Here is a 24,806-nt window from a genome sequence, read left to right on the forward strand (position 1 = left end):
TTCGTCTGCTATTTATTACTTTTTAGTTTTTTTGATTACTGTATCAGCAACTTCTAAGTAGATCTTTCCAATCGGATGATCTTCTGCATAAACTGAAGGTGCGAATTCCGTTTCGTTCCAGTCAGGCTGACCAAGAGGGATTTGTCCTAATAGTTCCGTACGAAGCTCCTCAGAAAGACGGACACCTCCACCTTGACCGAAGACATACTCTTTCTCACCTGTTGCTTTAGATGCGAACCAAGACATGTTTTCAACTACACCAAGTAGCTCATGCTCAGTTTGTAACGCCATCGCTCCTGCACGCGCTGCTACAAATGCTGCAGTTGGATGTGGAGTCGTAACGACGATTTCTTTAGACGCAGGGATCATTTGGTGAATATCAAGTGCTACGTCACCTGTTCCTGGTGGCAAGTCGAGCAATAAGTAATCCAGCTCGCCCCACTCCACATCACGGAAGAATTGATCCAACACTTTTCCAAGCATAGGTCCACGCCAAACAACGGGTGCGTTGTCTTCAACAAAGAAGCCCATTGAAATGACTTTTACGCCAAAACGTTCTACTGGCATGATGCGATCTTCACGTACTTCAGGCATAGCCGTAATACCCATCATATCTGGTACACTAAAGCCATAAATATCTGCATCGATCAATCCGACCTTTTTGCCGCGTCTTGCTAAAGCCACTGCCAAGTTCACTGAGACCGTAGACTTTCCGACGCCGCCTTTACCAGATGCAATCGAAATAAATTCAATGTTAGATAAAGGTGATAAGATATCCTGCGTTTCCGCTTCCGTCACCGTGCCGCGGAATTGTTCCAATACTTCTTTAGGCAATTCTTCAAAACGAATGCCAACCGAGTCGGCTCCTGCTTCTTTCAATACTTCAACCACTTTTGATTGTAGCGTCAATTGCTCTCCGGTATTCACTTTCGCAATCGCGACTTTAACACTGACATGTTCTTTCTCAGGTTTTATGGTTACATCCACAATTCCATTTGTTTCTGCCAATGTTTTATGTAAAAACGGATCTTCCAATGCGCCAATCAGTTCACGAACTTGTTGTTCATTAATCACATTCGACACTCCCTACTGAATTCATTCACTCCTTTTCAGTATATCATATTCACTATTCACTCAAACGTCATATGCTTCATTGTTCATCAGCAAGTTGATATTTTACGATTCCATCTACAATCGCAGCTGCCACTTTTTTCTGATAAGATTTATTCGACAATAATTTCCTTTCCTCTGGATTGGACAAGAAACCTGTTTCAACCAACACAGCCGGTACTGGTACTTTTTTCAATAAGTAGACTCCCGTGATTTTCATAGCTTCTCGCTCTGTATTTTTCAATTGATCACGCAATTCGTTTTGGATTGATGTCGCCAGTTGCTTACCTTCAGGATGGCCACCTGGATGATAGAATACTTGCGCCCCTCTCCAGCGTTCTTCTGGGATCGCGTTAACGTGGACGCTGATAAACATATCCGGCTTCGAATCGACTGCCATGCTTTCACGTAGTTTCAAGTCTGCGAACTTTCTGCTTCTCAACGAAGTGAACTTCTCGGATGGTGCATGTTCTGCAATCGCATCACCACTTTTCTCTCTCGTCATTTCTACAGTTGCACCTTTTTTCTTTAAAAGTTTACTCACTTCATGGGAAATGTTTAATGTAATATCTTTTTCAATGAGTTCACCTGCCGAAGCACCGCCGTCTTCCCCACCATGTCCAGGGTCAATGAGGATACTTACCCCACCAAGCTCAGAGGGCAGAAAGAAGCCACGATCAGATGCTTTGACGCCGTATAACACTCCACCTAATGAGAAAATTATGAGTAACCCTGCTACAAGCCACTTTTTCATACAGACACCGCCTTTTTCTTTCACTATACGCTTGGACTTTTGAGGTTATGTCTACACGTCAGCGGATTAATGAATTAGGGGACGGGATGCATCGTTACAGTGCAATTCAACTTCTATCCCTTTTAATAAAAAAGCTGTCGTAAGAAGTTTTCACTTCTTACGACAGCTTTGGTTTAACTTATTACTTTGTTTCGCCTTCCCATGCTAGCATGCCGCCTACCATGTTCGTTACGTCAAATCCTTCGTCTGCCATGAGCTCTTGAGCACGGCCACTTCTGCCACCTGAACGGCATACGAGGATGAAGGGTGTTTCTGCATTCAAGTCGTGCATTTCGACAGGTAGATTACCGAGTGCGATGTGTTCTGCACCTGGAATCATACCTTCTGCTACTTCGTCATCTTCGCGTACATCGATGATATTCAGTTTTTTACCGCTTTCCAATTGCTCTTGAACTTCTTTTGCAGTCAATTCTTTTAAAGTCATGAGTCATATCCTCCAAAATGTTTAATGTGTGTTTAATGTACCTTTATTCTATCTTGCTAGGTTGAGCATTGTCTATTGAAACGAACTAATTAGAGTTGCTGTAATTCTTTCATAGTATGTCCACGATTTTCCCATAATCTAGTAGTGTCTGCTACTTCGACAATCGCAGGGATATAACGCTCAGATTTTTTGATAGGCAGTTCTAGACCAGCTATAAACAAGGATAGTTCCATCATGAAGTCGCCACCACTTACTTGCAGATTATATACCAGTTCAGAGACTTCTTCATCGACATCCAATTGATCACCGAAGTCCTCTTTCAACATATTCTTTACCAGTAATTGCTCGGGAGTTTCTTGAAAATACTCTTCGTCAATGTAACATAGCAGTTCTTCTTTTCCCGGTACATAATATGGCTTTTCAGCTGCACTTCGTTTTAGATTTTCCTTTTCATCTTCTTCGCTTGTCGCTTCACCTACAAATTCATTTGATTGAATATAGACGAAACTCTCCTCAAGTTTTTGTTTCATTTGCGTAGATTGCAAAAGACTTTCCACGTCATTCAATGAAATACTTTCTTCATTTTGATTATTGTAGATTTCAATAACTTTTTCAACAGGCACAATCCCATATAGATTTGTACACGACACGATATACTTCAATACCAATTCTTCATTCATTGTATACACACCTTTCCCTGACCCAGATAAATTTCCTATGTACTCTTTCTGTATTGTATCAAAACTATTGTCTATTGTTCAAAACGAGAACTATTTTGATCATTCATGAAGATGCCATAATATACTATAGCAACTAGAAAATTCAGGAGGAATGGTATGGGTGCTATAAATGGCAATGATTTTGTACGCAGAATGAATGCGCAGAACGCGGAAATTTGGCTCGATGGGCAACAATTGAAAGGACCTATCTCTGAACATCCAGCTTTTAAGGGGCTTATAGAAACAAAGGCTTCTCTATATGATTTACAACTGTCACCTTCACATAGATCTCTCATGACATATGCTTCGCCAGTCACAAATGAGCGAATTGGACTTTCTTACTTACAACCTAAAACCAAAACCGATTTGCAAAATCGCAGAATCATGACAGAAGAATGGGCAAGACTTTCTTGCGGCTTGCTTGGTAGAAGTCCCGATTACCTCAATACGGTGATCATGAGCTTTGCCTCATCTTCCCCTCACTTGCTCGGTAAGGAAAACTGCTTTCCAGAACATATTCAAGCGCTGTATGAACGAGCGCGAGAAGAGGACCTATCTTTTACTCATACCTTCATTACGCCACAGGTCAATCGATCTCAGAGTGCTTTTAATATGTCAGATGAACCTGTCTCAGCAAGGATTATTAAAAAGACGTCTGAAGGACTCATCATTAAAGGAGCTAAGCTACTTGCAACTCAGGGTGGCGTGACGGATGAAGTACTGGTATTCAGCACACCTTCTTTTCTTGGAGATCCTGATGAAGCTTTCGCCTTTTCCATTCCTTCCGGTACAAAAGGTTTGCGTTTTCTTTGCAGGGAATCATTTGTCGGTGGGGATTCTACATTCAATTACCCACTTAGTTCGCGTTTTGAAGAGATGGATTCTGTAGTTATTTTCGATAATGTTCTGGTCCCATGGGAGCGTGTATTCTTTCATCACAACCCGGAAGTAGCTTCAGAATTTTTTTCAAAGAGTTCATTCCATCCGTTTGCCACGCATCAAGTCATTACGAGACAGATTGTCAAAACGGAGTTCATGCTGAATTTGGCAGAGCAGCTCGTCCAAACCATTAATATAGCAGAATATCTCCACATTCAAGAAAAGCTATCTGAAATAATTATTGGGCTCGAAACGATGAAAGCATTGCGAGATAAATCGGAAGCCGATGCTGCACTCGATCAATGGGGATATATGTGTCCCAGTGCAATACCGCTTCAAGTAGCAAGCAATATTTTCCCGAAAGTCTACCCGCGTTTCAGTGAGATCATTCAGCTAATCGGAGCAAGTGGGATGATTGCTTTACCTACCGATAAGGATTTTCATTCCGCTATTCAGCCTGATCTCGAAAAGTATCTACAAGGAGCTACAAAAACTGCGGTTGAACGTGTACAACTGTTTCGTCTAGCTTGGGATTTGACGATGAGTTCGTTCGGCACACGACAAACACAATACGAACGGTATTTCTTTGGTGATCCCGTTCGCTTATCTGGTCACCTGTATCGATCCTATCCGAAAGATGCGGGACAGGAAATGATACGTCGTTTACTTTCAGATTAAATAAGATTCGGTTAATTAGGCATAGTTATTTCCATGTACACCATCCGCCACGCATATCTATCACAAGCGATATGCCAACGACATCTTGACCCACAATTTCTTTTATCAAAAAGACCCTGAATAAATCAACGCCCCTACGCCAGAATATATGGTATAGGGGCATTGATTTATTTAACAGGTATTTCTTGAAAGTCAATGCGAATAAATTTATCTGTTTCAGCTGAATAGGTGACTGTCACGATCACACCGAATTCTCGATCGTCTTCTTTTAACCAAAGTTGAAACTTCTCCACACTCGTGACTTTCTTTGAGTTGGTAGCGATATGCAAATAATCCTTGATCTCTGCCTGGGGATACTTGAGCATCGTTTGCTTGATAGCAAGCCTTGACCATTTCGCATATGCCGGCACTTCCACTTTACTAAGTGTAGCAATTGGCGCATCACTAGTGCGCGACCCACTTGTCAATAAAACTCCAAGTGCTAAACCTATTTTCGCAAAGATGGCGCACACCTCCTTCAAGAATAGCATGCGCCGTTTACAACCTTTCGATTCTAAATAAAAAACATCCAACCGAAATAGTTGGACGTCTTTTGTAGATTAATTTGTCATCGATTGCTCTTGTTTTACACCGGGCCACATTTGTTTCGTATAAGCCATATCCCAGAACATATACTCATAACGAGTCGTATTAAGGAAGATTTCTTCTAACCTCACTAATTCTGATTCAGGCTTTCCTTTTGCAGTTTCGTCCATTAATTCTAAGCACCAAGTAGCTAACTCGCCAAAGTCTTCCGATGAATACATGCGAACCCAGTCACCGTACAACGGATGATCCAACGCACCAGGCAACTCAGCAAGCTCTTTGCCGATCTCCCAATAGCTCCACGCACACGGCAATAATGCAGCGACGACTTCCGCCAAAGAACCATTTTGACTAACATGCAGCATATAGTGCGTATAGGCAAGGACAATTGGAGATGGTTCGGCATTCTCAAGCTCTTCTTCAGTAATACCAAAGCGGGCTGCATATTGTCGATGAAGATCCATTTCTGTGTTTAGTGTACCGTTAAGTAACGCAGCAAATTTCCCCATCATCTCGACATCGGTCGCTTTCATTGTGCCTATAGCAAATACTTTCGCATAATCAATTAAATACAAATAGTCTTGCACCATATAAAATCGAAACTTCTCCTGATCCAACGTACCATTTCCAATCTCTTGGACAAATGGATGACTATGATTCTGTCTCCAAATCGGTAATGTCTTCTCTAATAAACGCTCAGTGAACTTCATGTATATTCTCCCCTTTTTCGTAGTAAATGAAAAAACCACTTCTTGACCAGAAGTGGCGGAGAGACGTCACTGAGCCCCAAAAAGAAGCTACGTAACATCTGCACCACTTCCTTACGCCGGTATGAACCGGATCAAGTTAAAGGGTTAAAGCAATATGCTTCTCTCAGCTCCACAGAGCACCCCTAGCGGTGACGACTATTTCATTTGTATATCCATTGTAGGCATATCTTGTCAGAAAGGTCAAACAAATTGAGATTGCACTCTGTCTCAAGTACAAAACAGTCACGCAGTTTCATTTTTTATTCTAGATGTTCTTTTAGCTTTTTCTGAACATCTTCTTCAATTTTCTTTACGCGCTCATCTTTTAGTTTACGTCTTGGTTTAGGATGAAACCATTCGATTTCGCCATTAATAAATGTCCCTTTAAACTCCTCGCCTTGGATCTTCAATTTAAATAACTGAAGTGGACGGGTTTGATTTCTGCTAAGGGAACGTTCGATTTCAATATCATCTGCTTCATTTCTAATTCCTTGCTCAGACAACAGTTCTAACACTTTGTCCTCTATGGCAATAACTTCTTCTTCGCCGACATCTTGCTTGGGATGTGGATGAAGCCACTGGATTTCACCTTCATGATAGTCACCTTTATACTTACGTCCTTCTAATATGAGCTTAAACTGAATTCGCTCGTACGGCCTGTCTTCAAAAACTTTTTCCGCTTCAAAGTCATCAACCACAGGAAACACCTCCAAAATAGTATGAAGTCTCTTTTTATAGAATAGGCTATCTTACTTCATCCATCGCTACTAATTCAAGCGATCTAGCCTAAAGTTTAATTTCTCTAACATTCCTGCCCACTTATATTTTTCTCTTCTCATTACAAATGATATTCGAATATATCTCAGGAATTGGTGATTGTCAAATCAATTAACGATATTACCTATTATGTGTAGTTAGGAAGTAGAGTAAGGTTTCGACCTTATACTTTATAGTGCATATATATAATGATACCCAAAATTCCATATTTCAATCATTTGAAATATGGTCTTTAATACTTCCACTATTTGATAAACTTCAGCGTAGCAACTATAAATATAGCTTTACTTCAATTGGTAAAAAACCCGACAACTCTTTTGAATTGTCGGGTAGGTCCTAGTACTTCCGTAAAAAACTTGGTTTCGTTTGATACCATTCGTCGCTAATTATATGGTGACAGACTGAAATAATTCGCTCTATAACCTGTGTATAGTTTGCTAATATGCGAATCGTGAAGCCGGGAACAGCAAGCTTGGATAATCCAAATGCAAACTCCCCATCTTCTCGTTGAATCGCCTCATACAATCGATCCAATAGAGCATCACTCGTTTTTTCACCAACGACAATTAACGAACCTAAATGTGTGTATCCTTCCATAAAGCCTAACGCATTCATATCTTGTGATGCCGGATGGAGTTTAATATGGTCAAAAGCAACAAGCTGATCATCCATATAAATCTCTGTTTTCAAACGAAGCATGTCGTAACTGAATTTCTCACCATCCGGCGACCAGCCGGGAGTCAATATATCGGAATACAGCAAGGTCGCCCCTTTTTCCATATATATACTATTTTTCTGATAACAACTAGCATCTTTGTATGCAATCAGTGCATCCGGTAAGTACTCTAGATAACTGTCTTTTTTCATACGAAAAATCGTCTCTTGGTACGCTGGCTTGGTTGGTGTTCTATATACTTTCGTCGACGACTGAGTCGTTAGCGTCAGCATCGCCCCTTCACCAAGCGTGACTTTCATTTGATACCGATCTCCATCTAAATAGCCACCGCCAGGATTCAATAAATAATAGCATGGATAACTGTTCTTATTGAAATAGACAGGACGCATCACTTTAAATGCGCCTTGGAAGTAGACAGTTTTCGCCACGGAGCGGCCTAGCCGATTTTCCATGACGAGGTCAAGAACGCCTGTCCATTCAGACATCTTGTCCTAGTCCTTTTAATAAAGCATGTTTTCTGACCCACTCTACCACTTCATCTAGTCCTTGATCGTCTTTTAAATTGGTGAAAAAGAACGGTTTCTTTCCTCTAAATATCTTTGTGTCAGATTCCATTACCTCAAGTCTTGCGCCGACATATGGGGCTAAGTCTGTTTTATTAATAATAAATAAATCAGACTTAATCATTCCTTGCCCACCTTTACGTGGGATTTTTTCACCTTGCGCCACGTCAATTATATAAATGGAAAAGTCAACGAGTTCCGGACTGAATGTGGCTGCTAGGTTATCCCCGCCACTTTCTACAAAAATCAGCTCAACATCGGGATGTTTTTCCTTCAATTCATTAATTGCCGCGAAGTTCATCGATGCATCTTCACGAATTGCCGTATGTGGACAACCTCCTGTTTCTACTCCGACAATGCGGTCTTCTGGAAGAATACCGTTCGCAACTAAAAACTTGGCATCTTCTTTCGTATATATATCATTAGTAATAACCGCCATACTTACTTCGCCCTCTAAAGCGCGTGTAATCTTTTCGACCAGCATAGTTTTTCCTGCACCAACTGGTCCGCCAACACCTATTTTAATTGGTCCCATTCTAAGCACATCCTTAATATCAATTTCATTGCGTTCATTATGAACTAAAAATACGTATGCCAACACGTTCGTGCTGCATTTGTGAAAGCTCGAGTCCTGGAGATACGATACCAAACTCTTCTTGATCTAACTCCATTATTTTGTCTGTTGTTTGTTGAAGTTGTTGTTGAAACGTGTATATAATCTTCTGTCCAGCAGTTTGTCCAAGCGGGATAGCCCGCACGGCATTTTGCACAAGACTAACAACCGTCGAGTATAAATAATATAGAATTGTTGTATTCTTTTCGACTTGAAGGTGATGTCCAATCATTGTAAATACAATAGCCGGATGGCCAAAAGCTTCTTTGTCCTGAATTTTCTGCGCGTAAATAGATAACATCGGTATATTGTAAATGGATTTTGCAATGTCTAACATCCGATCTCCCATGCGCTGAGTACCATCACGTGATTCGCGGGCGAGATTCTGCACAGTCAATATGCGATCCAATTCCCAAATCTTATCAAGATCTTCCTTATCCAATGCATCATAAACAAGTCTCACAGCCAAGCCGTCTGCATAAGCAAGTTGTTCATGCACATAGACATGTAGCCATTCGGAAAATGTATTGGCGTCTGTAACCTTGTCCTTCTGAATATATGTCTCCAGTCCGAATGATTGGCTAAAAGAGCCGATCGGGAAACTGGAATCGCATAGCTGTAGCAAGGATAGTGCATGATTAGTCATGGCTATGTCCGATATGACGGAAAGCCTTGGCTACTTTTCGTTCTTCTCGCTTAAATGGAATACCCATTTCTTTCAACAAATCCTCAACTAAATAATCATATTGCACAAGCATATCTTCATCCTCAAACTGCGCAGGCAAATGTCGATTGCCTAGCTGATGAGCAATCGTCCCCATTTCAAGCATCGTGCGTGGGCTAATAATAATTAAATCATCTGAAAGCACATCAATCAGAATGATATTCTTATCATCCATAAACAGAATATCTCCCGCTTCTAAATCACGTGGGTTTTTTAATCGAATGCCAATTTCACGTCCATGATCAGTTTCCACGCGTTGAATTCTTTTCATTAAGTGTGCACTTTCTAAGTACACTTTCTCTTTATGACGGCTTTCATACTCACTTGGATCTAAATCCCTAACATTCATTAACACTTCTTCTACAATCATTTTCTTCACCTCAGAATAAGAAATAGCGTTGCCCCATTGGCACTACGTCAATCGGATCGCATGTAATCAGTTTTCCATCAATTTTCACTTCATACGTTTGTGGATCCACATCAATATGTGGTGTCGCTGTATTTAACTTCATATCTTTTTTCGTCAGATTGCGTATATTACGGACAGGCAGCACTACTTTATCAAGTCCTAGCTTCTCTTTTATTCCTTGATCATAGGCAATTTGCGAAACAAACGTAATGGAACTTTGAGACAATGCCTTACCGAGCGTTGCATACATCGGGCGATAAATCATCGGCTGCGGTGTCGGAATCGTTGCATTGGCATCACCCATTAAGCTATAGACTGCCATACCACTTTTCAAAATCATTTCCGGTTTAACCCCAAAGAATTTCGGATCCCATAGTACAAGATCGGCCATTTTTCCAACTTCAATTGAACCGATATATTCCGATATACCATGAGCAATGGCTGGATTAATCGTATATTTAGCGACATAGCGCTTTACTCGATTATTATCTGAATGCTCACTATCGCCTTCCATAACTCCAAGTTGCTTTTTCATTTTGTGAGCTACTTGCCATGTACGAAGTGCAACTTCACCGATACGGCCCATTGCCTGAGAATCGGAGCTTGTCATACTAAAGACACCTAAGTCTTGTAAGACATCTTCTGCTGCAATCGTTTCATTGCGAATGCGTGAATCTGCAAATGCGATATCTTCTGGTACGGAAGGGTTTAAGTTATGAGCAACCATTACCATATCCAAATGCTCGTCAATTGTGTTAATCGTATACGGCAATGTCGGATTCGTAGAAGCAGGCAACACATTCATCATACCAGCAGATTTAATTAAATCTGGAGCGTGTCCGCCACCCGCACCTTCTGTATGGTACATATGGATACCGCGACCATCAATCGCCTTGATCGTATCTTCAAAAAATCCGGATTCGTTTAATGTATCCGCGTGAAGAGCGACTTGCACGTCATATTCATCCGCAATCCGTAATGCATGATCGAGAACGGACGGTGTCGCACCCCAATCTTCATGAACTTTCAAACCAATTGCACCTGCAATTATTTGTTCCGCTAAAGGAGCTCCCGCTGCTGCATGCCCTTTACCCGTTAAACCAATATTGATCGGTTGTCCATCCAAAGCTTTCAACATAGAATGAAGATGCCAAGCACCCGGTGTGGCTGTTGTAGCCCGAGAACCATCCCCAGGCCCAGCTCCACCGCCGATCAGCGTCGTTGTCCCTGCAGTGAGCGCTACGTCTACTTGTGCTGGATTAATGAAATGCACGTGCGTATCAATTGCACCCGCAGTAATGATCTTACCCTCTCCCGAAATAACTTCAGTGGAAGTTCCAATAATAATGTCTACTTTGTCTTGAACAAGTGGGTTACCTGCTTTACCGATACCTGAAATTTTACCGTCTCGAATTGCAAGATCCGCTTTATATATTCCTGTGTAATCGAGCACAACCACATTTGTTATAACTGTATCCGGTACCCGTTCATCTTCTTCGCGCGTAATGAAAGGATGTTGTCCCATTCCATCACGAATAACTTTACCGCCACCGAACACAACTTCTTCTCCATATTTCGTATAATCTTTTTCAATTTGGATGAACAAATCTGTATCTGCTAGTCGGACAGAGTCTCCGGTTGTCGGTCCATACATTTGAGCATATTGCTCTCTATCCATTTTAAAACTCATTTTGCATTCCCGCCTTCCAATGCTCCGTCTACTTTATTATGGAATCCATAAACTTCTCTTTCTCCAGCATAGTCAATTAGCTGCACTTCTTTCTCATCACCTGGTTCAAAACGAACAGCAGCGCCTGCGGGTATATTGAGACGTTTACCGTATGTCACTTCCCGATCAAACTTTAATGCATTATTCACTTCGTAAAAATGGTAATGGGAACCGATTTGAATAGGTCTGTCGCCATGATTAATAACTTGCACATGTATACTTTCAGCACCTGCATTACAAATGATCGGTTCTTCTTTTAAAATATATTCGCCTGGTATCATCGTTACGTCCCCTTTCCTATTTATACATCTTTTATCTGATTGGATTATGCACTGTGACTAACTTCGTCCCATCAGGGAACGTTGCTTCTACTTGAATATCATCAATCATTTCTGGAATACCATCCATTACATCTTCACGAGATAAAATCGTCGCGCCATAAGCCATGAGTTCTGCAACTGTTTTGCCGTCTCTGGCGCCTTCCAATACCTCATATGTAATAAGAGCCATAGCTTCTGGGTGATTCAATTTAAGTCCCCGATCCTTTCGTCTTCTGGCAAGATCTGCCGCAACAACGATCATTAACTTATCAATTTCACGCGGTAGTAATCGCATTGTTCAACCTCCTAAAATAATATAATATACTGCAGCAATACTCTTTTCTTCACATAAATTAAGCTATAGATTATTCTATAAAATAAAAATTTTCACATTGGCCTACTATAATCTTTCAATCGACCTTCAGATTTTTTATCCATATCATTCGATTGAACTAAAGCACCTATAAATATATAAGTTCAACTTGTCACAGTTTACCCCAATGCTAGTTAGCATAAACGTTGACTGCGTAACACTTCACAGATAAAAAACTAATCTAAGCGGCAGGAATAATTTTTCTGTTAAGTTGTCACTAATTTTGAATCATATGATAAGGTAACAAGATTATTATAAAATGGTCTAGTCGCAGTTGATTCATTAATGACTCATAACATCAGGGGTTGATCTGTGAGCCTCTCAAATAGCTAAAACAACTGGAAATGAAGGGTGGTCTATTTTCTTAAGTAAAATGTTTTGGAAAGTAATTTGGAGTTACTGCTACTAATTTATTGTACAGTTTCTCGGTGAAGATTCAAGTGTTTCCGCTTACATAAGGGGTTGGCAAGATATCTACACATAAAAGTACAACTCATGCTAAACATAAAAAAGCCCTTCTCATAAAATAATGAGAAGAGCTTTTGAAAATACCAATTAACGCTTTGAGAACTGAGGTGCACGACGAGCGCCGCGAAGACCTGGTTTCTTACGTTCCTTCATACGTGGATCACGTGTTAGGAATCCTGCTGATTTAAGTGCTGCACGGAAATCAGGATCTACAGTAAGCAATGCACGAGCTACGCCGTGACGGATTGCGCCTGCTTGACCAGTGTAACCTCCACCGTTAACGTTAACGTGGATATCATAGCTTCCAAGTGTTTCCGTTGTAACTAGTGGTTGTTTAATGATTTCACGAAGTGTTTCGAATGGTACGTAGTCCTCTACGTCACGATTATTGACGACAATTTTGCCTTCGCCAGGAATTAGACGTACACGAGCTACTGAGCTTTTACGACGGCCAGTGCCGATATATTGTACTTGTGCCAAGTGGGTTTCCTCCTCTTAATTAACCGCGAAGCTCGAAAGCTTCTGGTTTTTGTGCTGCATGCTGATGTTCTGGACCAGCAAATACGTGTAATTTCTTGATTGTTTGACGACCTAGAGGACCGTTTGGAAGCATTCCTTTAATCGCAAGTTCAAGCATTTTCACAGGGTAGTTCGTACGCATTTCAAGAGCAGTACGTGACTTGATGCTACCTGTGTAACCAGAGTGACGGTAGTACATTTTATCTTTTAACTTGTTACCAGTCAATTGGATTTTTTCAGCGTTGATGATGATCACGTGATCACCTGTATCAACATGTGGTGTAAACGTTGGTTTATGTTTACCGCGTAAAAGAGTTGCAACTTCTGAAGCAAGACGACCAAGCGTTTGTCCTTCAGCGTCGACAACTAGCCATTTACGTTCGACTTCGTGACCTTTAGCCATGAATGTTGTGCGCATATTGTATTTCCTCCTAAAATATCAAATCTGTTCCCTTGTTTTCTCTATCCCTAAACACAAATAAACTTCCGGGGCTTGTTTGTGGGGTTATTGAAATACCATTTATCATGTTATACTTTATTTTCAATAAAGTCAAGCGTTTTTATGAATACACCAGGATTAGTTGCCATGGGCTTAATAGGTAACCTCCAGCAAGTATAAACCGTGTGCTGCCGCTGTCTTTCCTGCCCTTTGACGATCTTTCGCCTGGAGAATTTTCCGGACATCTTCCGGCTCGTCCCAACCGATACCTACTGCCAGCAAAGCACCAGCAATTGTTCTCACCATATTGTAAAGAAACCCATCACCTTCCACTTCAAGAATCAGCTCATCCTGATGCCGTTCAATTGTCAGCTTTCGGATTGTGCGAACTTTATTGGAAGTAGCAGTCTTCGCCGAACAGAAACTGGTGAAGTCATGTGTACCGATTAAATAAGCAGCTCCTGCATTCATTCGTTTCACATCTGGATTCCATCTACCTAAATGAACAGCGAAGTTGCGTTCAAACGGACTTTGCAATTCCCCATACGACCATTTATAGCGATACGTCTTCCCTTTTGCACCATACCGTGCGTGGAAGTCTTCAGATGTCTGTTCAACAGCCGTAATACGTACATCTTTAGGCAACAGCACATTCAAAGCCATTAGCCAGCGATCACCTAAATCAAGTGGCGTATCGAAATGGATGACCTGACCTAATGCATGCACGCCGGCATCGGTGCGTCCACTCGCTACAGCGTGTGAAGTTGGATTCTTATGCAATTTAACAAGCGCCTTATCGATCTCGGCTTGAACTGTCCGCATGCCTGGTTGGGATTGATAGCCAGCAAAATTCGTTCCATCATACGCAACAGTTGCTTTCATTCGTTTCAAATTATTCACTTCCTTACCCACAGCAATACACCTACCAAGAATACAAATGCGATTAAGACAGCTGTATCTCTCATTTGCCAAGATAGCTGGCGGAATCTCGTACGGCCTTCCCCGCCACGGTAGCCACGTACTTCCATTGCCACTGCTAAATCTTCTGCGCGTTTAAAGGCACTGACAAATAACGGCACGAGTAACGGAATGACGGCCTGGACTCGTTCTTTAATCGAACCGCTGCTTAAATCTGAGCCTCTTGCAAGCTGGGCTTTTAAAATCTTATCCGTCTCATCCATAAGAGTGGGGATGAAACGGAGCGAAATAGACATCATCAACGCAAGTTCATGTACCGGTAACTTCAACTTTTTAAAAGGGTTGAGTAATGTCTCTAATCCATCTGTGATCGAAATTGGTGAAGTGGTTAATGTTAATACTGTCGTAATCAACACAAGTACCAGGAATCGGATAGATATAAAAATACCCATTCGCAGTCCCTCTTCATAAATTTTGATAAACTTCCATTCAAATATGATGGGCCCTTCACGCGTGAAGAAGATATGTAAGAGGAGAGTGAAAACAATCAAAAAGATGACCGGTTTTAATCCATTGACCAAAAAGTACGGTCTAATTCTTGCGAGCGCGATGACAAATGCTGTAAAGACTAGCAATATTGCATAAGACACAACATTATTCGCTAAGAACACCGCTACTACAAATAAAAAGACAAAGAGTAACTTCGAACGCGGATCCATTCGGTGCACAATAGATGTCCCTGGAATAAAACGACCAATAATCATTTTCTCTAACATGGCCGTTCCTCTTTTCTTGCAATGACTTTCGCTAGTTCATGTGCCAATATATCTTCCGTAAGTGCGAGTTGGTCAAAGCGTTGTCCACTCATCTTTTCCATCTCACGCTGAAAACGTATCGAACGCGGGACACTGAGTCTAAATGAATGAAGTTCCTCTTCTTGACTGAATATCTCTTCAGGTGTTCCTTCCATAACCGACGTTCCCTCATGCATCACAAGAATTCGATCGCTGTATCGTGCGGCATCTTCCATACTATGAGTAACGAGAATGGTCGTCAGGTTTTCGGTCTCATGTAGATGATAAAACAGCTCCATGATTTCTTTACGCCCTTTAGGATCAAGTCCCGCTGTCGGCTCGTCAAGGACTAGAACAGACGGTTTGAATGCTAGGACACCCGCGATCGCCACACGCCGCATTTGGCCGCCTGACAGCTCAAAAGGAGACTTCTGAAGCACATCATCCGGCAAACCTAAAAGTTTGACGAGTTCATGCGCGCGAGCTCTTGCTATCTCTTTCGGCACACCAAAATTTATAGGACCGAACATAATATCTTTCTCAACTGTTTCTTCAAATAACTGATGTTCAGGGAACTGAAACACAATTCCTACTTGATGCCGAACTTCCTTCATTTGTTTACCTTTTGTTTGAGCTGTAATTTTAGTATTGCCTATCATGACGGTACCTTCAGATGGCTTTAATAATCCATTCAAATGAAGCAATAATGTAGATTTACCAGAGCCTGTATGACCAATGATCGACGTATATGAGCCTGAAGGGATTGTAGCTGTCACATCCTGCAAGGCTCGTTTCTCAAACGGTGAATCTTTAGCATATAAGTAACCTACTTGCTGAAGTGAAATGTCCACAATTCATTCACCAACTCTTCTTCTGTCATATGATTACCTTGCAATTCTACACCAGCTGTTCTCAATAGCTCTGAAACACGCAGAGCGAACGGTAAGTCGAGGCCGACCTTTTCAAGTTCAGTTCCTTGCTGAAAGATCTCTTGCGGTGTACCGATCATTAAGACTTGTCCTTCATTCATAACCAAAATCCGATCTGCTAATAACACTTCTTCTAAGTCGTGGGTAATCGACAACACAGTCAAGCCTATTTCAGAACGTAGCTTCTTAACAATTTCAATTACTTCCTCCCGTCCATGGGGATCCAACATAGAAGTAGCTTCATCTAAAATGAGCAGCTCAGGTTGCAAAGCCAATGCACCTGCAATGGCCACACGTTGTTTCTGCCCCCCTGAGAGATGATGGGGTTCATGATTGATATAATCCGTCATCTTCACTTGCTCTAGGGCCTCGTGGACTCGTTTAACCATCACGTCATACGGCACGCCATTGTTTTCCAGTGCAAACGCCACATCATCCTGTACCGTTGAGCCGACGAATTGGTTATCGGGATTTTGAAAGACGATCCCCATGCGCGAACGGGTTTCCCAAAGATTGTTTTCAGAAAGTCGTTCTAAAAAGAGATTCACATCACCTGAAGAAGGAAACATCAAGCCGATCAACAGCTTCGCCAGCGTGGATTTACCAGAACCATTATGTCCTACAACTGCCAACCATTCTCCTTCATACAAAGTGAAAGACACATCCTGTAATGCTTTACTTGGGATATGTGAAGAATCCTCTTCTTCCATATCGTAAGAAAACTCTACGTGATGCATCGACGCAATTTCCTTCATTCAGGCTCCTCCTCTTAAATGTATTATTTGATAAGTATATCGTATGTATAGAACTATTCTTATGTATAAAAAAAAAGCGCGTACCTCATCTAAGGAATGCGCCTTTGAAAACGAAAATGCCGGTTGCTCATGCCGACATCTCAGATGAGGTACGTAGAGCTAGACCAGTCGATTGCTCGCGGATCATAACACTCAGCTTTTATGTCGTATAAATCTCGTATTTGTAATAAGAGGGTGTGCTGTGCGTGACAGACACACCCTCGAAGTGTTGGAATTACACCAATTCGATAATAACTACTGGTGCGCCATCGCCACGGCGAGGTCCCATTTTCATTATACGTGTATAACCGCCTTGGCGATCTGCATAACGTGGTCCAATTGTATCGAAAAGTTTTTGAAGTGCAAACACTGTTGCTTCTTCGCCCTCTTCGTTTTCAACAACCACTGTTTCACGACGAATGTATTCAGCCGCTTGACGACGTGCATGAAGATCTCCACGTTTTCCAAGAGTGATCATCTTTTCAACTACTTTACGCAATTCTTTCGCACGCGTTTCAGTTGTCTGGATGCGCTCATGAATGATTAGATCAGTCGTTAGGTCGCGAAGCATTGCTTTACGTTGTGAACTTGTGCGTCCAAGTTTTCTGTATCCCATTTGAAGTTACCCTCCTTCAATATATGTCAGTTATTCTTCAGAGCGTAACTCAAGGTTTAGCTCATCCAATTTAGCCTTCACTTCTTCAAGTGATTTACGGCCTAAGTTTCGCACTTTCATCATTTCGTCTTCAGACTTGTTAGCAAGTTCTAAAACCGTATTGATGCCTGCACGCTTCAAGCAGTTATAAGATCGGACAGAAAGGTCTAGTTCTTCAATTGTCATTTCCAGAACCTTCTCTTTTTGGTCTTCTTCTTTTTCTACCATGATTTCTGCAGTTTGTGCTTCGTCAGTCATACCAACGAATATATTCAAATGCTCTGTAAGAATTTTAGCTCCAAGTGATACTGCCTCTTTAGGACCAATGCTTCCATCTGTCCATACATCGAGTGTCAACTTATCAAAGTTGGTACTTTGTCCGACGCGAGTGTTCTCTACTTGGAAGTTAACGCGTGATACAGGAGTGTAAATCGAGTCAATTGGAATCACACCAATTGCTAGATCCTCACGTTTGTTTTGATCGGAAGGAACATATCCGCGTCCACGTACAGCATACATACGCATACGTAAATGTCCATTTTTACCGAGAGTAGCAATCGGGAGATCTGGATTTAATACTTCAACATCACTATCATGTGTGATGTCTGCAGCCGTCACGACGCCTTCACCTTTCACATCGATCTCAATAACTTTCTCATCATCTGAGTAAATTTTGAGAGCTAGCTTCTTCACATTCAAAATAACTGTAGATACGTCTTCGACGACACCTTCAATTGTAGAGAATTCATGAAGTACACCATCGATTTGAATAGATGTCACAGCAGCTCCTGGTAATGAAGACAAGAGAATGCGGCGCAAGGAATTCCCTAAGGTATTTCCGTATCCACGCTCTAGTGGCTCGATAATAAACTTACCGAACTGTGAATCTTCACCGATCGTTACTGTTTCAATCTTTGGTTTCTCAATCTCGATCATTTAATTACCCTCCTCAAAACGTCTCTATATTGGTTTAACCTTATTGAATTCACTGATAATAGATATCCTATTTCAACAGTATTAACAAAAATTGTCTTTCTTAATCCAATAGATTCAAACCGATTATACGCGACGACGTTTTGGCGGGCGACAACCATTGTGCGGAACCGGAGTTACGTCTCTGATTGCAGTAACTTCAAGACCAGCAGCTTGTAGTGAACGGATAGCCGCTTCACGACCAGCACCAGGGCCTTTAACTGTTACTTCCAATGATTTCAAACCATGTTCCATTGCTGTTTTTGCTGCAGTTTCAGCAGCCATTTGTGCAGCAAATGGAGTGGACTTACGGGAACCTCTAAAGCCAAGTGCACCAGCGCTAGACCATGAAAGTGCATTACCGTGGCTATCCGTGATAGTTACGATAGTGTTATTGAACGTTGAACGGATATGTGCAATACCAGTCTCAATATTCTTTTTTACACGACGTTTACGAGTTTGTTGTTTACGTGCCATGTTGGAAAGAACCCTCCTTTACCTATTATTTTTTCTTGTTAGCCATTGTGCGTTTAGGACCCTTACGCGTACGTGCATTGTTTTTCGTGTTTTGTCCACGAACAGGCAATCCACGACGGTGACGGATTCCACGGTTACTACCGATTTCCATCAAACGCTTGATATTTAGAGAAGTTTCACGACGAAGATCTCCTTCTACTTTCAAGCCGTCAATTTGTTCACGAATCTTATCAAGTTCAGCGTCAGTTAAATCACGAACGCGAGTTTCTTGAGAAATGTCAGCTGCATTCAAAATTGATTGTGCAGTTGTTTTACCAATACCGAATATATATGTCAATGAAATGACAACGCGCTTATCGCGCGGAACGTCTACACCAGCAATACGTGCCATATAAGTTGTGCACCTCCTTGTGTTTTAGCCTTGTCTTTGTTTGTGCTTTGGATTTTCACAGATTACCATTACTCGGCCGCGTCTACGAATAACTTTACATTTTTCGCAGATCGGTTTTACAGATGGTCTTACTTTCATCCTACCCAACCTCCTTCAATATTTCGGGAGTGCAAAAGTTTATTTGAAACGGTATGTGATACGACCACGTGTTAAATCGTAAGGTGAAAGTTCCAATGTCACCTTGTCGCCTGGCAGAATACGAATAAAGTGCATACGAATTTTACCTGACACGTGTGCAAGCACAGTATGTCCGTTTTCTAACTCCACTTTAAACATCGCATTCGGCAACGTTTCAAGAACAGTTCCTTCTACCTCAATTACGTCGTCCTTCGCCATCAATCCTGTCTCCCTTCTATATCCAATAAAGGCTTTCACCATCGAGCGGCATCAGTCGCCTTCATAAGGCTTCCTTCAACATATGTCCAGTTAGCATGAGTGATGTTCGAAAGACGTCTGCCACATTTCGCTGTTTCGCATAATTTGCGAATGAGATCCTTTATTGTTCTCGTAGCAGTGCCAATTATATATTATACTGCCAATGACAATATAATGCATGCAGGGACTACTGAGCAATAAATGAAATGCTCTCATTTATCTTATAACAGGAACTTAACGCTTTTGCAGTTCGTTTTCATCCATTACTTTCCGAACAATGATGAAGATGTGCCCGAAAAGGATTGATTACTTTTGATCTTGTTGCAAAACTGCATCCAAGTCCTTGAATACAAGATTAATGTCTTGTTGACCATTAATTTTAGTCAATACACCTTTTTCGCCATAAAAGTCGAGTAAAGGAGCTGTCTGATTCATATTTACTTCCAGACGATTCATGACAGTGTCCGGATTATCGTCCGCGCGCTGGTAAAGTTCGCCGCCATCTTTATCACATACGTCTTCTACCTTTGGAGGGTTGAAGATCAAGTGATACGATGTGCCACATACTTTACAAATACGACGGCCAGATAATCTTGCAACTAATTCATCCGTATCGACTTCGATGTCCAATACGTACTCAATGCTTTTTCCTAGATCCTTAAGTAAAGCATCAAGTGCTTCAGCTTGAGGAACTGTTCTAGGGAAACCATCAAGTAAGAATCCTTTGTCACAATCCGGTTTGCTTAGTCGCTCACGTACGATACCAATAGTAACCTCATCAGGAACTAATGCTCCTTGATCCATGAACGATTTTGCTTTAACTCCAAGCTCCGTGCCATCTTTGATGGCAGCACGGAACATATCGCCTGTAGAAATATGAGGGATTCCGTACTTCTCGACAATTTTGTCTGCTTGTGTACCTTTACCAGCACCAGGCAGACCCATTAATACGATATTCATACGTCCTTGCCCTCCATTTGTTTACAATAGGTCAGGCTATTGCTTTTTATTTCATAAAGCCTCTGTAATGTCTCTTCACTAATTGTGATTCCAATTGCTTCATTGATTCGAGGGCAACCCCTACTACGATGAGCAAGCTCGTTCCGCCGATTTGAGCGGATTGAGGCAGATTCGCCAAGTTTATGAAGAAGATCGGCATAACCGCTACGACAGCTAGGAAAATCGAGCCGACGAACGTTAGTCTATACAGAGTACTTGTTAAGTACTTTTGAGTGTTTGCCCCTGGACGAATTCCCGGAATATATGCACCTTGTTTTTTCAGGTTTTCTGCCATATTCTCTGGATTCACTTGAATGAATGCATAGAAATACGTAAACGCAATAATTAGTGTTACATACAAAATCATACCGATCGGATTCGTATAATCGAAGATCCGAATAATAGTTTTGGTTACACTGTTCTCACCGAAAAACGGAGCAATTTGTTGTGGCGTGATGAAGAATGCCACCGCAAAGATAACTGGAATAACACCCGCAGCATTCAATTTCAAAGGTAAATGTGTTTGTTGACTTGCAACAGACTGATTACGTCCTGATACACGTTTCGCATATTGAATCGGAATTTTACGCAATGCTTCTTGGAAGTAAATAACTCCGACTACAATGGCTACGATCACGATCAATAGTAATATCATCGTTGCAATTCTAATAAATAGTGCATCTCCAGCGTCTTGAATTTGCGTTACATACAACTGGTTAACAGCATTCGGAATGCCGGCAACAATCCCTGCAAAGATAATGATGGAAATACCATTCCCAACACCTTTTGCAGTAATTTGTTCACCAAGCCATAGAAGGAAAGCTGTACCGGCAGTCAATACAATCGCAATTGTGATATAAGTGGATATGCTATTGTCTTGGATCAGTGTGCCACCAAACGTTTGGTTGAAACCAAATGACATGGCAAGCGCCTGAATGAAGGCAAGAACAATCGTGAAATATCTTGTGAATTGTGCAAGTTTACGTCTTCCAACGTCCCCTTGTTTTGACCACTCAGTAAACTTTGGAACAACATCCATCTGCAAGAGCTGCACAATGATGGAAGCCGTAATATACGGCATAATCCCCATTGCAAAGATTGAGAAGTTAGATAGTGCTCCTCCACCAAATGTGTTCAAGAATCCGATAAACTGGTTATCTGATTGTTGTAAAGCAGTTGCATCAACGTTTGGAACCGGAACAAATGTTCCTAGTCTAAACACGATGAGCACTAGGAGGGTGAAAATTATTTTAGACCGGATCTCCTTCACACGCATGAAATTAGAGATTGTCTGAAACATTATACCACCTCTGTTTGCCCGCCCGCTTTTTCAATTGCTTCTTTTGCAGAAGCGGAGAATTTGTTAGCACGTACTGTAATCTTTTTATCAAGTGTTCCGTTACCCAGAATCTTGATACCAGATTTAGCGTTACTTACAACTCCAGTTTCAATTAGCAGTTCCGGCGTTACTTCCGTGCCTTCTTCGAAACGATTTAATGTGTCAAGGTTAACGATGGCATAATCTTTACGATTGATGTTCGTGAACCCGCGCTTAGGAAGTCGTTGGAAAAGAGGAATTTGTCCACCTTCGAAACCAAGACGTACACCGCCGCCTGAACGAGAGTTTTGACCGTCATGACCTCTACCGGAAGTCTTACCAGTTCCAGATCCAATCCCACGACCAACACGTTTGCGGTTTCTGCGAGATCCCTCAGCTGGTTTTAGCTCATGTAATTTCATCTTATCGGCACCTCCTTATTGTAAAATAGTACTTAAATTTCTTTAACGTTTACCAAGTGGCTAACCTTTGTGATCATTCCACGGATGGCATCGTTGTTTTGATGCTCAACTGTTTGATTTAACTTTCGAAGGCCTAATGCTTCAATTGTTTTACGCTGTGTTGGTTTAGAACCAATAACACTTTTCGTAAGGGTGACTTCAAGTTTGTTCGTCATCGTATTTCCCCCCTTAACCTAACAGTTCTTCTACGGATTTACCACGCAATTTAGCAATATCTTCTGCGCGTTTCAAATTCTGCAACCCTTCGATTGTTGCACGTACCATGTTGATCGGTGTGCTTGATCCAAGAGATTTTGAAAGAATATCCGTGATGCCTGCGAGTTCAAGTACCGCACGGACAGGTCCACCTGCGATAACACCAGTACCCGGAGCAGCTGGTTTGATCAGGATTTGTCCTGCACCAAAGTGTCCGATTACTTCATGTGGAGTTGTACCTTTGACCATTGGCACTACAATCAAGTTTTTCTTCGCATCTTCAATTGCTTTACGGATTGCATCTGGAACTTCTTGTGCTTTACCAGTACCAAAACCGACACGACCGTTTTTATCTCCGACTACGACAAGTGCAGTAAAGCGGAAACGACGTCCACCTTTTACAACTTTCGCAACGCGGTTGATCGTTACTACGCGTTCTTCGAACTCACTTTTGTTCTGATCATTACGACGCATGAAATATGTCCCTCCCTCTTAATTAAAATTCCAGACCATTTTCGCGTGCAGCGTCAGCTAATGCTTTTACACGGCCGTGGAAAAGATATCCGCCGCGGTCGAAAACTACCGCTTTGACGTCTTTTTCAACAGCTTTCTTTGCAATAAGCTCGCCGACTTTAGCTGCTGATTCAGTGTTACCTGTAGATCCAGCCTCAACTTCTTTATCTCTTGTAGAAGCGCTAACGATTGTTAAACCATTCAAGTCATCAATCAATTGTGCATAGATATGCTTGTTTGAACGATAAACGTTTAGACGTGGACGCTCTGCAGTTCCGCTGATTTTCGTACGCACACGTGCGTGACGCTTTTTACGGACAGCGTTTTTATCTTGTTTTGTGATCATCGGAGTCACTCCTTCCAAATACCTCAAGCGGTATTATTTACCTGTTTTACCTTCTTTACGACGAACGATTTCGCCTTCATAACGAATACCTTTACCTTTATACGGCTCTGGTGGACGTACTTGACGGATGTTAGAAGCAAGAGCACCTACGTGTTCTTTGTTGTATCCGCGAACGATGATTTTCGTATTCGCTGGAACTTCAACTTCTACACCTTCTTCTGGTGTGAATTCAACTGGGTGTGAGTAACCTACGTTCAATACAAGTTTCTTTCCTTGCATAGAAGCACGGTATCCAACCCCAACCAAATCAAGCTTACGTTCAAATCCTTCAGATACTCCCACAACCATGTTATTAAGTACAGAGCGTGTAGTACCGTGGATTGAACGGTGATCTTTAGAATCAGAAGGGCGTGTCAATGTGATGACCTTGCCTTCCATGTTGATCGTAATATCTTTATCTAATTGTCTCGAAAGCTCACCTTTCGGACCTTTAACAGTTGCGAAGTTGTCATCTGAAATTGTTACAGTAACGTTTTCAGGAACTTCGATCTGACGATTACCAATACGGGACATTCTATTGCACCTCCATTCAATTGTAGCTAATTACCAAACGTAAGCGACTACTTCTCCGCCGACTTGTTTAGCGCGGGCTTCTTTGTCTGTTAATACACCATTTGATGTAGAAACTAGTGCAACACCTAAGCCGTTAAGTACTTTAGGAACTTCATTTGATTTCGCATATACACGAAGTCCTGGTTTAGAAATACGTTTCAAGCCATTGATAACGCGTTCGTTATCCTGACCGTATTTTAGGAAAATGCGGATGATGCCTTGTTTGTTATCTTCCACGTATTCCACATCACGAACGAAACCTTCTCGTTTTAAGATCTCGGCGATTTCTTTCTTTACGTTTGAAGCAGGTACCTCAAGCTTCTCGTGGCGAACCATGTTCGCATTACGGATGCGTGTAAGCATATCTGCAATCGGATCACTCATTGTCATTTGAATTAACCTCCTTCC

35 protein-coding genes and 1 riboswitch are annotated in these 24,806 nt (G+C 41.6%); of the genes, 1 reads left to right on the forward strand and 34 read right to left on the reverse strand.

Annotated elements, in window-relative coordinates; all coding sequences use genetic code 11:
• Window positions 1-15 precede the first annotated feature (15 nt).
• From CSV69_RS06025 to CSV69_RS06040, 4 genes are all read right to left on the reverse strand, one after another.
• The gene (locus CSV69_RS06025; protein ID WP_085427429.1) at window positions 16-1,074 is read right to left on the reverse strand and encodes an Mrp/NBP35 family ATP-binding protein; all 1,059 of its coding nucleotides are present in this window, start codon (window positions 1,072-1,074) and stop codon (window positions 16-18) included.
• A gap of 76 nt (window positions 1,075-1,150) precedes the next feature.
• The gene (locus tag CSV69_RS06030; protein ID WP_085427430.1) at window positions 1,151-1,864 is read right to left on the reverse strand and encodes an N-acetylmuramoyl-L-alanine amidase; all 714 of its coding nucleotides are present in this window, start codon (window positions 1,862-1,864) and stop codon (window positions 1,151-1,153) included.
• A 181-nt stretch (window positions 1,865-2,045) separates the two neighbouring features.
• Window positions 2,046-2,348: a rhodanese-like domain-containing protein gene (locus tag CSV69_RS06035; protein WP_085427431.1), complete on the reverse strand. Its 303-nt coding sequence runs from the start codon at window positions 2,346-2,348 to the stop codon at window positions 2,046-2,048.
• 89 nt (window positions 2,349-2,437) lie between these two features.
• Complete coding sequence (locus CSV69_RS06040) at window positions 2,438-3,028, reverse strand: hypothetical protein (protein WP_099692953.1); 591 nt, start codon at window positions 3,026-3,028, stop codon at window positions 2,438-2,440.
• A gap of 156 nt (window positions 3,029-3,184) precedes the next feature.
• Here CSV69_RS06040 and hpaB point away from each other — a divergent pair, with 156 nt between their 5' ends.
• Window positions 3,185-4,624 carry a 4-hydroxyphenylacetate 3-monooxygenase, oxygenase component gene (hpaB, locus tag CSV69_RS06045; RefSeq protein WP_085427433.1) on the forward strand — a complete coding sequence of 480 codons (1,440 nt, stop codon included), beginning with the start codon at window positions 3,185-3,187 and terminating at the stop codon, window positions 4,622-4,624.
• A gap of 167 nt (window positions 4,625-4,791) precedes the next feature.
• Here hpaB and CSV69_RS06050 read toward each other — a convergent pair whose 3' ends face one another.
• The 30 genes from CSV69_RS06050 to rpsH form a co-directional block, all read right to left on the reverse strand.
• On the reverse strand, window positions 4,792-5,136 hold the full coding sequence (locus CSV69_RS06050) for a DUF3889 domain-containing protein (RefSeq protein WP_233192337.1): 345 nt from the start codon (window positions 5,134-5,136) through the stop codon (window positions 4,792-4,794).
• An 87-nt stretch (window positions 5,137-5,223) separates the two neighbouring features.
• On the reverse strand, window positions 5,224-5,919 hold the full coding sequence (gene tenA / locus CSV69_RS06055) for a thiaminase II (protein WP_099624830.1): 696 nt from the start codon (window positions 5,917-5,919) through the stop codon (window positions 5,224-5,226).
• A gap of 91 nt (window positions 5,920-6,010) precedes the next feature.
• Window positions 6,011-6,113, reverse strand: a riboswitch (TPP riboswitch).
• A gap of 105 nt (window positions 6,114-6,218) precedes the next feature.
• Window positions 6,219-6,656, reverse strand: a complete 438-nt coding sequence (locus tag CSV69_RS06060) for a HicA family toxin-antitoxin system (RefSeq protein WP_232319615.1) — start codon at window positions 6,654-6,656, stop codon at window positions 6,219-6,221.
• Window positions 6,657-7,071: 415 nt separating this feature from the next.
• Complete coding sequence (locus tag CSV69_RS06065; RefSeq protein WP_085427437.1) at window positions 7,072-7,896, reverse strand: urease accessory protein UreD; 825 nt, start codon at window positions 7,894-7,896, stop codon at window positions 7,072-7,074.
• A complete protein-coding gene (gene ureG / locus CSV69_RS06070; protein ID WP_085427438.1) occupies window positions 7,889-8,509 on the reverse strand; it encodes an urease accessory protein UreG in 621 nt (206 codons plus the stop codon). The genes CSV69_RS06065 and ureG overlap by 8 nt, the downstream gene beginning before the upstream one ends.
• A 37-nt stretch (window positions 8,510-8,546) precedes the next feature.
• Window positions 8,547-9,233 (reverse strand): urease accessory protein UreF, encoded by a 687-nt coding sequence (locus CSV69_RS06075; protein ID WP_099692954.1) that lies wholly within the window; start codon window positions 9,231-9,233, stop codon window positions 8,547-8,549.
• Window positions 9,226-9,681 carry an urease accessory protein UreE gene (ureE, locus tag CSV69_RS06080; RefSeq protein ID WP_099661740.1) on the reverse strand — a complete coding sequence of 152 codons (456 nt, stop codon included), beginning with the start codon at window positions 9,679-9,681 and terminating at the stop codon, window positions 9,226-9,228. The genes CSV69_RS06075 and ureE overlap by 8 nt, the downstream gene beginning before the upstream one ends.
• A gap of 10 nt (window positions 9,682-9,691) precedes the next feature.
• A complete protein-coding gene (ureC, locus tag CSV69_RS06085; RefSeq protein WP_085427441.1) occupies window positions 9,692-11,410 on the reverse strand; it encodes an urease subunit alpha in 1,719 nt (572 codons plus the stop codon).
• Window positions 11,407-11,730 carry an urease subunit beta gene (locus CSV69_RS06090; RefSeq protein WP_099692955.1) on the reverse strand — a complete coding sequence of 108 codons (324 nt, stop codon included), beginning with the start codon at window positions 11,728-11,730 and terminating at the stop codon, window positions 11,407-11,409. The genes ureC and CSV69_RS06090 overlap by 4 nt, the downstream gene beginning before the upstream one ends.
• A 31-nt stretch (window positions 11,731-11,761) precedes the next feature.
• Entirely contained in the window at window positions 11,762-12,064 is a 303-nt protein-coding gene (locus tag CSV69_RS06095) for an urease subunit gamma (protein WP_085427443.1), read from the reverse strand.
• A 633-nt stretch (window positions 12,065-12,697) separates the two neighbouring features.
• Entirely contained in the window at window positions 12,698-13,090 is a 393-nt protein-coding gene (gene rpsI / locus CSV69_RS06100; RefSeq protein WP_085131997.1) for a 30S ribosomal protein S9, read from the reverse strand.
• Between the two features lie 19 nt (window positions 13,091-13,109).
• Entirely contained in the window at window positions 13,110-13,547 is a 438-nt protein-coding gene (rplM, locus tag CSV69_RS06105) for a 50S ribosomal protein L13 (protein WP_029053249.1), read from the reverse strand.
• Between the two features lie 174 nt (window positions 13,548-13,721).
• On the reverse strand, window positions 13,722-14,450 hold the full coding sequence (gene truA / locus CSV69_RS06110; protein ID WP_369823940.1) for a tRNA pseudouridine(38-40) synthase TruA: 729 nt from the start codon (window positions 14,448-14,450) through the stop codon (window positions 13,722-13,724).
• 14 nt (window positions 14,451-14,464) lie between these two features.
• The gene (locus CSV69_RS06115) at window positions 14,465-15,262 is read right to left on the reverse strand and encodes an energy-coupling factor transporter transmembrane component T family protein (RefSeq protein WP_099692956.1); all 798 of its coding nucleotides are present in this window, start codon (window positions 15,260-15,262) and stop codon (window positions 14,465-14,467) included.
• Entirely contained in the window at window positions 15,256-16,131 is an 876-nt protein-coding gene (locus tag CSV69_RS06120; RefSeq protein WP_099692957.1) for an energy-coupling factor ABC transporter ATP-binding protein, read from the reverse strand. The genes CSV69_RS06115 and CSV69_RS06120 overlap by 7 nt, the downstream gene beginning before the upstream one ends.
• Window positions 16,107-16,964: an energy-coupling factor ABC transporter ATP-binding protein gene (locus tag CSV69_RS06125; protein WP_085427447.1), complete on the reverse strand. Its 858-nt coding sequence runs from the start codon at window positions 16,962-16,964 to the stop codon at window positions 16,107-16,109. The genes CSV69_RS06120 and CSV69_RS06125 overlap by 25 nt, the downstream gene beginning before the upstream one ends.
• A 274-nt stretch (window positions 16,965-17,238) precedes the next feature.
• Window positions 17,239-17,619 (reverse strand): 50S ribosomal protein L17, encoded by a 381-nt coding sequence (gene rplQ / locus CSV69_RS06130; protein ID WP_085427448.1) that lies wholly within the window; start codon window positions 17,617-17,619, stop codon window positions 17,239-17,241.
• A 30-nt stretch (window positions 17,620-17,649) separates the two neighbouring features.
• Window positions 17,650-18,594 (reverse strand): DNA-directed RNA polymerase subunit alpha, encoded by a 945-nt coding sequence (locus tag CSV69_RS06135; protein WP_009499030.1) that lies wholly within the window; start codon window positions 18,592-18,594, stop codon window positions 17,650-17,652.
• Between the two features lie 123 nt (window positions 18,595-18,717).
• A complete protein-coding gene (rpsK, locus tag CSV69_RS06140; protein WP_009499031.1) occupies window positions 18,718-19,107 on the reverse strand; it encodes a 30S ribosomal protein S11 in 390 nt (129 codons plus the stop codon).
• A gap of 25 nt (window positions 19,108-19,132) precedes the next feature.
• On the reverse strand, window positions 19,133-19,498 hold the full coding sequence (rpsM, locus tag CSV69_RS06145) for a 30S ribosomal protein S13 (RefSeq protein ID WP_085427449.1): 366 nt from the start codon (window positions 19,496-19,498) through the stop codon (window positions 19,133-19,135).
• A 24-nt stretch (window positions 19,499-19,522) separates the two neighbouring features.
• Window positions 19,523-19,636 carry a 50S ribosomal protein L36 gene (gene rpmJ / locus CSV69_RS06150; RefSeq protein WP_076758849.1) on the reverse strand — a complete coding sequence of 38 codons (114 nt, stop codon included), beginning with the start codon at window positions 19,634-19,636 and terminating at the stop codon, window positions 19,523-19,525.
• A 39-nt stretch (window positions 19,637-19,675) separates the two neighbouring features.
• Window positions 19,676-19,894, reverse strand: coding sequence for a translation initiation factor IF-1 (gene infA, locus CSV69_RS06155; protein WP_029053257.1), 219 nt, complete (start codon window positions 19,892-19,894; stop codon window positions 19,676-19,678).
• A 345-nt stretch (window positions 19,895-20,239) separates the two neighbouring features.
• Entirely contained in the window at window positions 20,240-20,893 is a 654-nt protein-coding gene (locus tag CSV69_RS06160) for an adenylate kinase (RefSeq protein ID WP_099692958.1), read from the reverse strand.
• Between the two features lie 46 nt (window positions 20,894-20,939).
• Window positions 20,940-22,232, reverse strand: a complete 1,293-nt coding sequence (gene secY / locus CSV69_RS06165; protein ID WP_099692959.1) for a preprotein translocase subunit SecY — start codon at window positions 22,230-22,232, stop codon at window positions 20,940-20,942.
• Complete coding sequence (gene rplO / locus CSV69_RS06170; RefSeq protein ID WP_085427452.1) at window positions 22,232-22,672, reverse strand: 50S ribosomal protein L15; 441 nt, start codon at window positions 22,670-22,672, stop codon at window positions 22,232-22,234. Before rplO ends, secY begins: the two co-directional genes overlap by 1 nt.
• Window positions 22,673-22,704: 32 nt before the next feature.
• On the reverse strand, window positions 22,705-22,887 hold the full coding sequence (rpmD, locus tag CSV69_RS06175) for a 50S ribosomal protein L30 (protein WP_085427453.1): 183 nt from the start codon (window positions 22,885-22,887) through the stop codon (window positions 22,705-22,707).
• Between the two features lie 13 nt (window positions 22,888-22,900).
• Complete coding sequence (rpsE, locus tag CSV69_RS06180) at window positions 22,901-23,401, reverse strand: 30S ribosomal protein S5 (RefSeq protein WP_085427454.1); 501 nt, start codon at window positions 23,399-23,401, stop codon at window positions 22,901-22,903.
• 22 nt (window positions 23,402-23,423) lie between these two features.
• A complete protein-coding gene (rplR, locus tag CSV69_RS06185) occupies window positions 23,424-23,786 on the reverse strand; it encodes a 50S ribosomal protein L18 (protein WP_085427455.1) in 363 nt (120 codons plus the stop codon).
• Between the two features lie 33 nt (window positions 23,787-23,819).
• A complete protein-coding gene (gene rplF / locus CSV69_RS06190) occupies window positions 23,820-24,359 on the reverse strand; it encodes a 50S ribosomal protein L6 (RefSeq protein WP_099692960.1) in 540 nt (179 codons plus the stop codon).
• Between the two features lie 30 nt (window positions 24,360-24,389).
• Window positions 24,390-24,788 carry a 30S ribosomal protein S8 gene (rpsH, locus tag CSV69_RS06195; protein ID WP_029053265.1) on the reverse strand — a complete coding sequence of 133 codons (399 nt, stop codon included), beginning with the start codon at window positions 24,786-24,788 and terminating at the stop codon, window positions 24,390-24,392.
• Window positions 24,789-24,806 lie beyond the last annotated feature (18 nt).

Source organism: Sporosarcina sp. P26b, assembly GCF_002743245.1.
In the GTDB taxonomy this organism is placed as follows: Bacteria; Bacillota; Bacilli; order Bacillales_A; family Planococcaceae; genus Sporosarcina; species Sporosarcina ureae_C.

Coding starts and splice junctions, on each gene's coding strand:
- CSV69_RS06090 (WP_099692955.1), bottom strand. CDS start 11,730: ATGATACCAGGCGAATATATTTTAAAAGAAGAACCGATCATTTGTAAT.
- rplR (WP_085427455.1), bottom strand. CDS start 23,786: ATGATCACAAAACAAGATAAAAACGCTGTCCGTAAAAAGCGTCACGCA.
- rpmD (WP_085427453.1), bottom strand. CDS start 22,887: ATGACGAACAAACTTGAAGTCACCCTTACGAAAAGTGTTATTGGTTCT.
- rpsH (WP_029053265.1), bottom strand. CDS start 24,788: ATGACAATGAGTGATCCGATTGCAGATATGCTTACACGCATCCGTAAT.
- CSV69_RS06115 (WP_099692956.1), bottom strand. CDS start 15,262: ATGTTAGAGAAAATGATTATTGGTCGTTTTATTCCAGGGACATCTATT.
- rplO (WP_085427452.1), bottom strand. CDS start 22,672: ATGAAATTACATGAGCTAAAACCAGCTGAGGGATCTCGCAGAAACCGC.
- ureC (WP_085427441.1), bottom strand. CDS start 11,410: ATGAGTTTTAAAATGGATAGAGAGCAATATGCTCAAATGTATGGACCG.
- CSV69_RS06030 (WP_085427430.1), bottom strand. CDS start 1,864: ATGAAAAAGTGGCTTGTAGCAGGGTTACTCATAATTTTCTCATTAGGT.
- rpsK (WP_009499031.1), bottom strand. CDS start 19,107: ATGGCACGTAAACAACAAACTCGTAAACGTCGTGTAAAAAAGAATATT.
- rplM (WP_029053249.1), bottom strand. CDS start 13,547: ATGCGCACAACATTCATGGCTAAAGGTCACGAAGTCGAACGTAAATGG.
- tenA (WP_099624830.1), bottom strand. CDS start 5,919: ATGAAGTTCACTGAGCGTTTATTAGAGAAGACATTACCGATTTGGAGA.
- CSV69_RS06160 (WP_099692958.1), bottom strand. CDS start 20,893: ATGAATATCGTATTAATGGGTCTGCCTGGTGCTGGTAAAGGTACACAA.
- CSV69_RS06135 (WP_009499030.1), bottom strand. CDS start 18,594: ATGATCGAGATTGAGAAACCAAAGATTGAAACAGTAACGATCGGTGAA.
- CSV69_RS06040 (WP_099692953.1), bottom strand. CDS start 3,028: ATGAATGAAGAATTGGTATTGAAGTATATCGTGTCGTGTACAAATCTA.
- hpaB (WP_085427433.1), top strand. CDS start 3,185: ATGGGTGCTATAAATGGCAATGATTTTGTACGCAGAATGAATGCGCAG.
- truA (WP_369823940.1), bottom strand. CDS start 14,450: ATGAAAGCAACTGTTGCGTATGATGGAACGAATTTTGCTGGCTATCAA.
- rpsE (WP_085427454.1), bottom strand. CDS start 23,401: ATGCGTCGTAATGATCAGAACAAAAGTGAGTTCGAAGAACGCGTAGTA.
- secY (WP_099692959.1), bottom strand. CDS start 22,232: ATGTTTCAGACAATCTCTAATTTCATGCGTGTGAAGGAGATCCGGTCT.
- ureE (WP_099661740.1), bottom strand. CDS start 9,681: ATGATTGTAGAAGAAGTGTTAATGAATGTTAGGGATTTAGATCCAAGT.
- ureG (WP_085427438.1), bottom strand. CDS start 8,509: ATGGGACCAATTAAAATAGGTGTTGGCGGACCAGTTGGTGCAGGAAAA.
- rpsM (WP_085427449.1), bottom strand. CDS start 19,498: ATGGCACGTATTGCTGGTGTAGACGTTCCGCGCGATAAGCGCGTTGTC.
- rpmJ (WP_076758849.1), bottom strand. CDS start 19,636: ATGAAAGTAAGACCATCTGTAAAACCGATCTGCGAAAAATGTAAAGTT.
- infA (WP_029053257.1), bottom strand. CDS start 19,894: ATGGCGAAGGACGACGTAATTGAGGTAGAAGGAACTGTTCTTGAAACG.
- CSV69_RS06065 (WP_085427437.1), bottom strand. CDS start 7,896: ATGTCTGAATGGACAGGCGTTCTTGACCTCGTCATGGAAAATCGGCTA.
- rplQ (WP_085427448.1), bottom strand. CDS start 17,619: ATGGGATACAGAAAACTTGGACGCACAAGTTCACAACGTAAAGCAATG.
- CSV69_RS06035 (WP_085427431.1), bottom strand. CDS start 2,348: ATGACTTTAAAAGAATTGACTGCAAAAGAAGTTCAAGAGCAATTGGAA.
- CSV69_RS06125 (WP_085427447.1), bottom strand. CDS start 16,964: ATGAAGGAAATTGCGTCGATGCATCACGTAGAGTTTTCTTACGATATG.
- CSV69_RS06075 (WP_099692954.1), bottom strand. CDS start 9,233: ATGACTAATCATGCACTATCCTTGCTACAGCTATGCGATTCCAGTTTC.
- CSV69_RS06095 (WP_085427443.1), bottom strand. CDS start 12,064: ATGCGATTACTACCGCGTGAAATTGATAAGTTAATGATCGTTGTTGCG.
- rplF (WP_099692960.1), bottom strand. CDS start 24,359: ATGTCCCGTATTGGTAATCGTCAGATCGAAGTTCCTGAAAACGTTACT.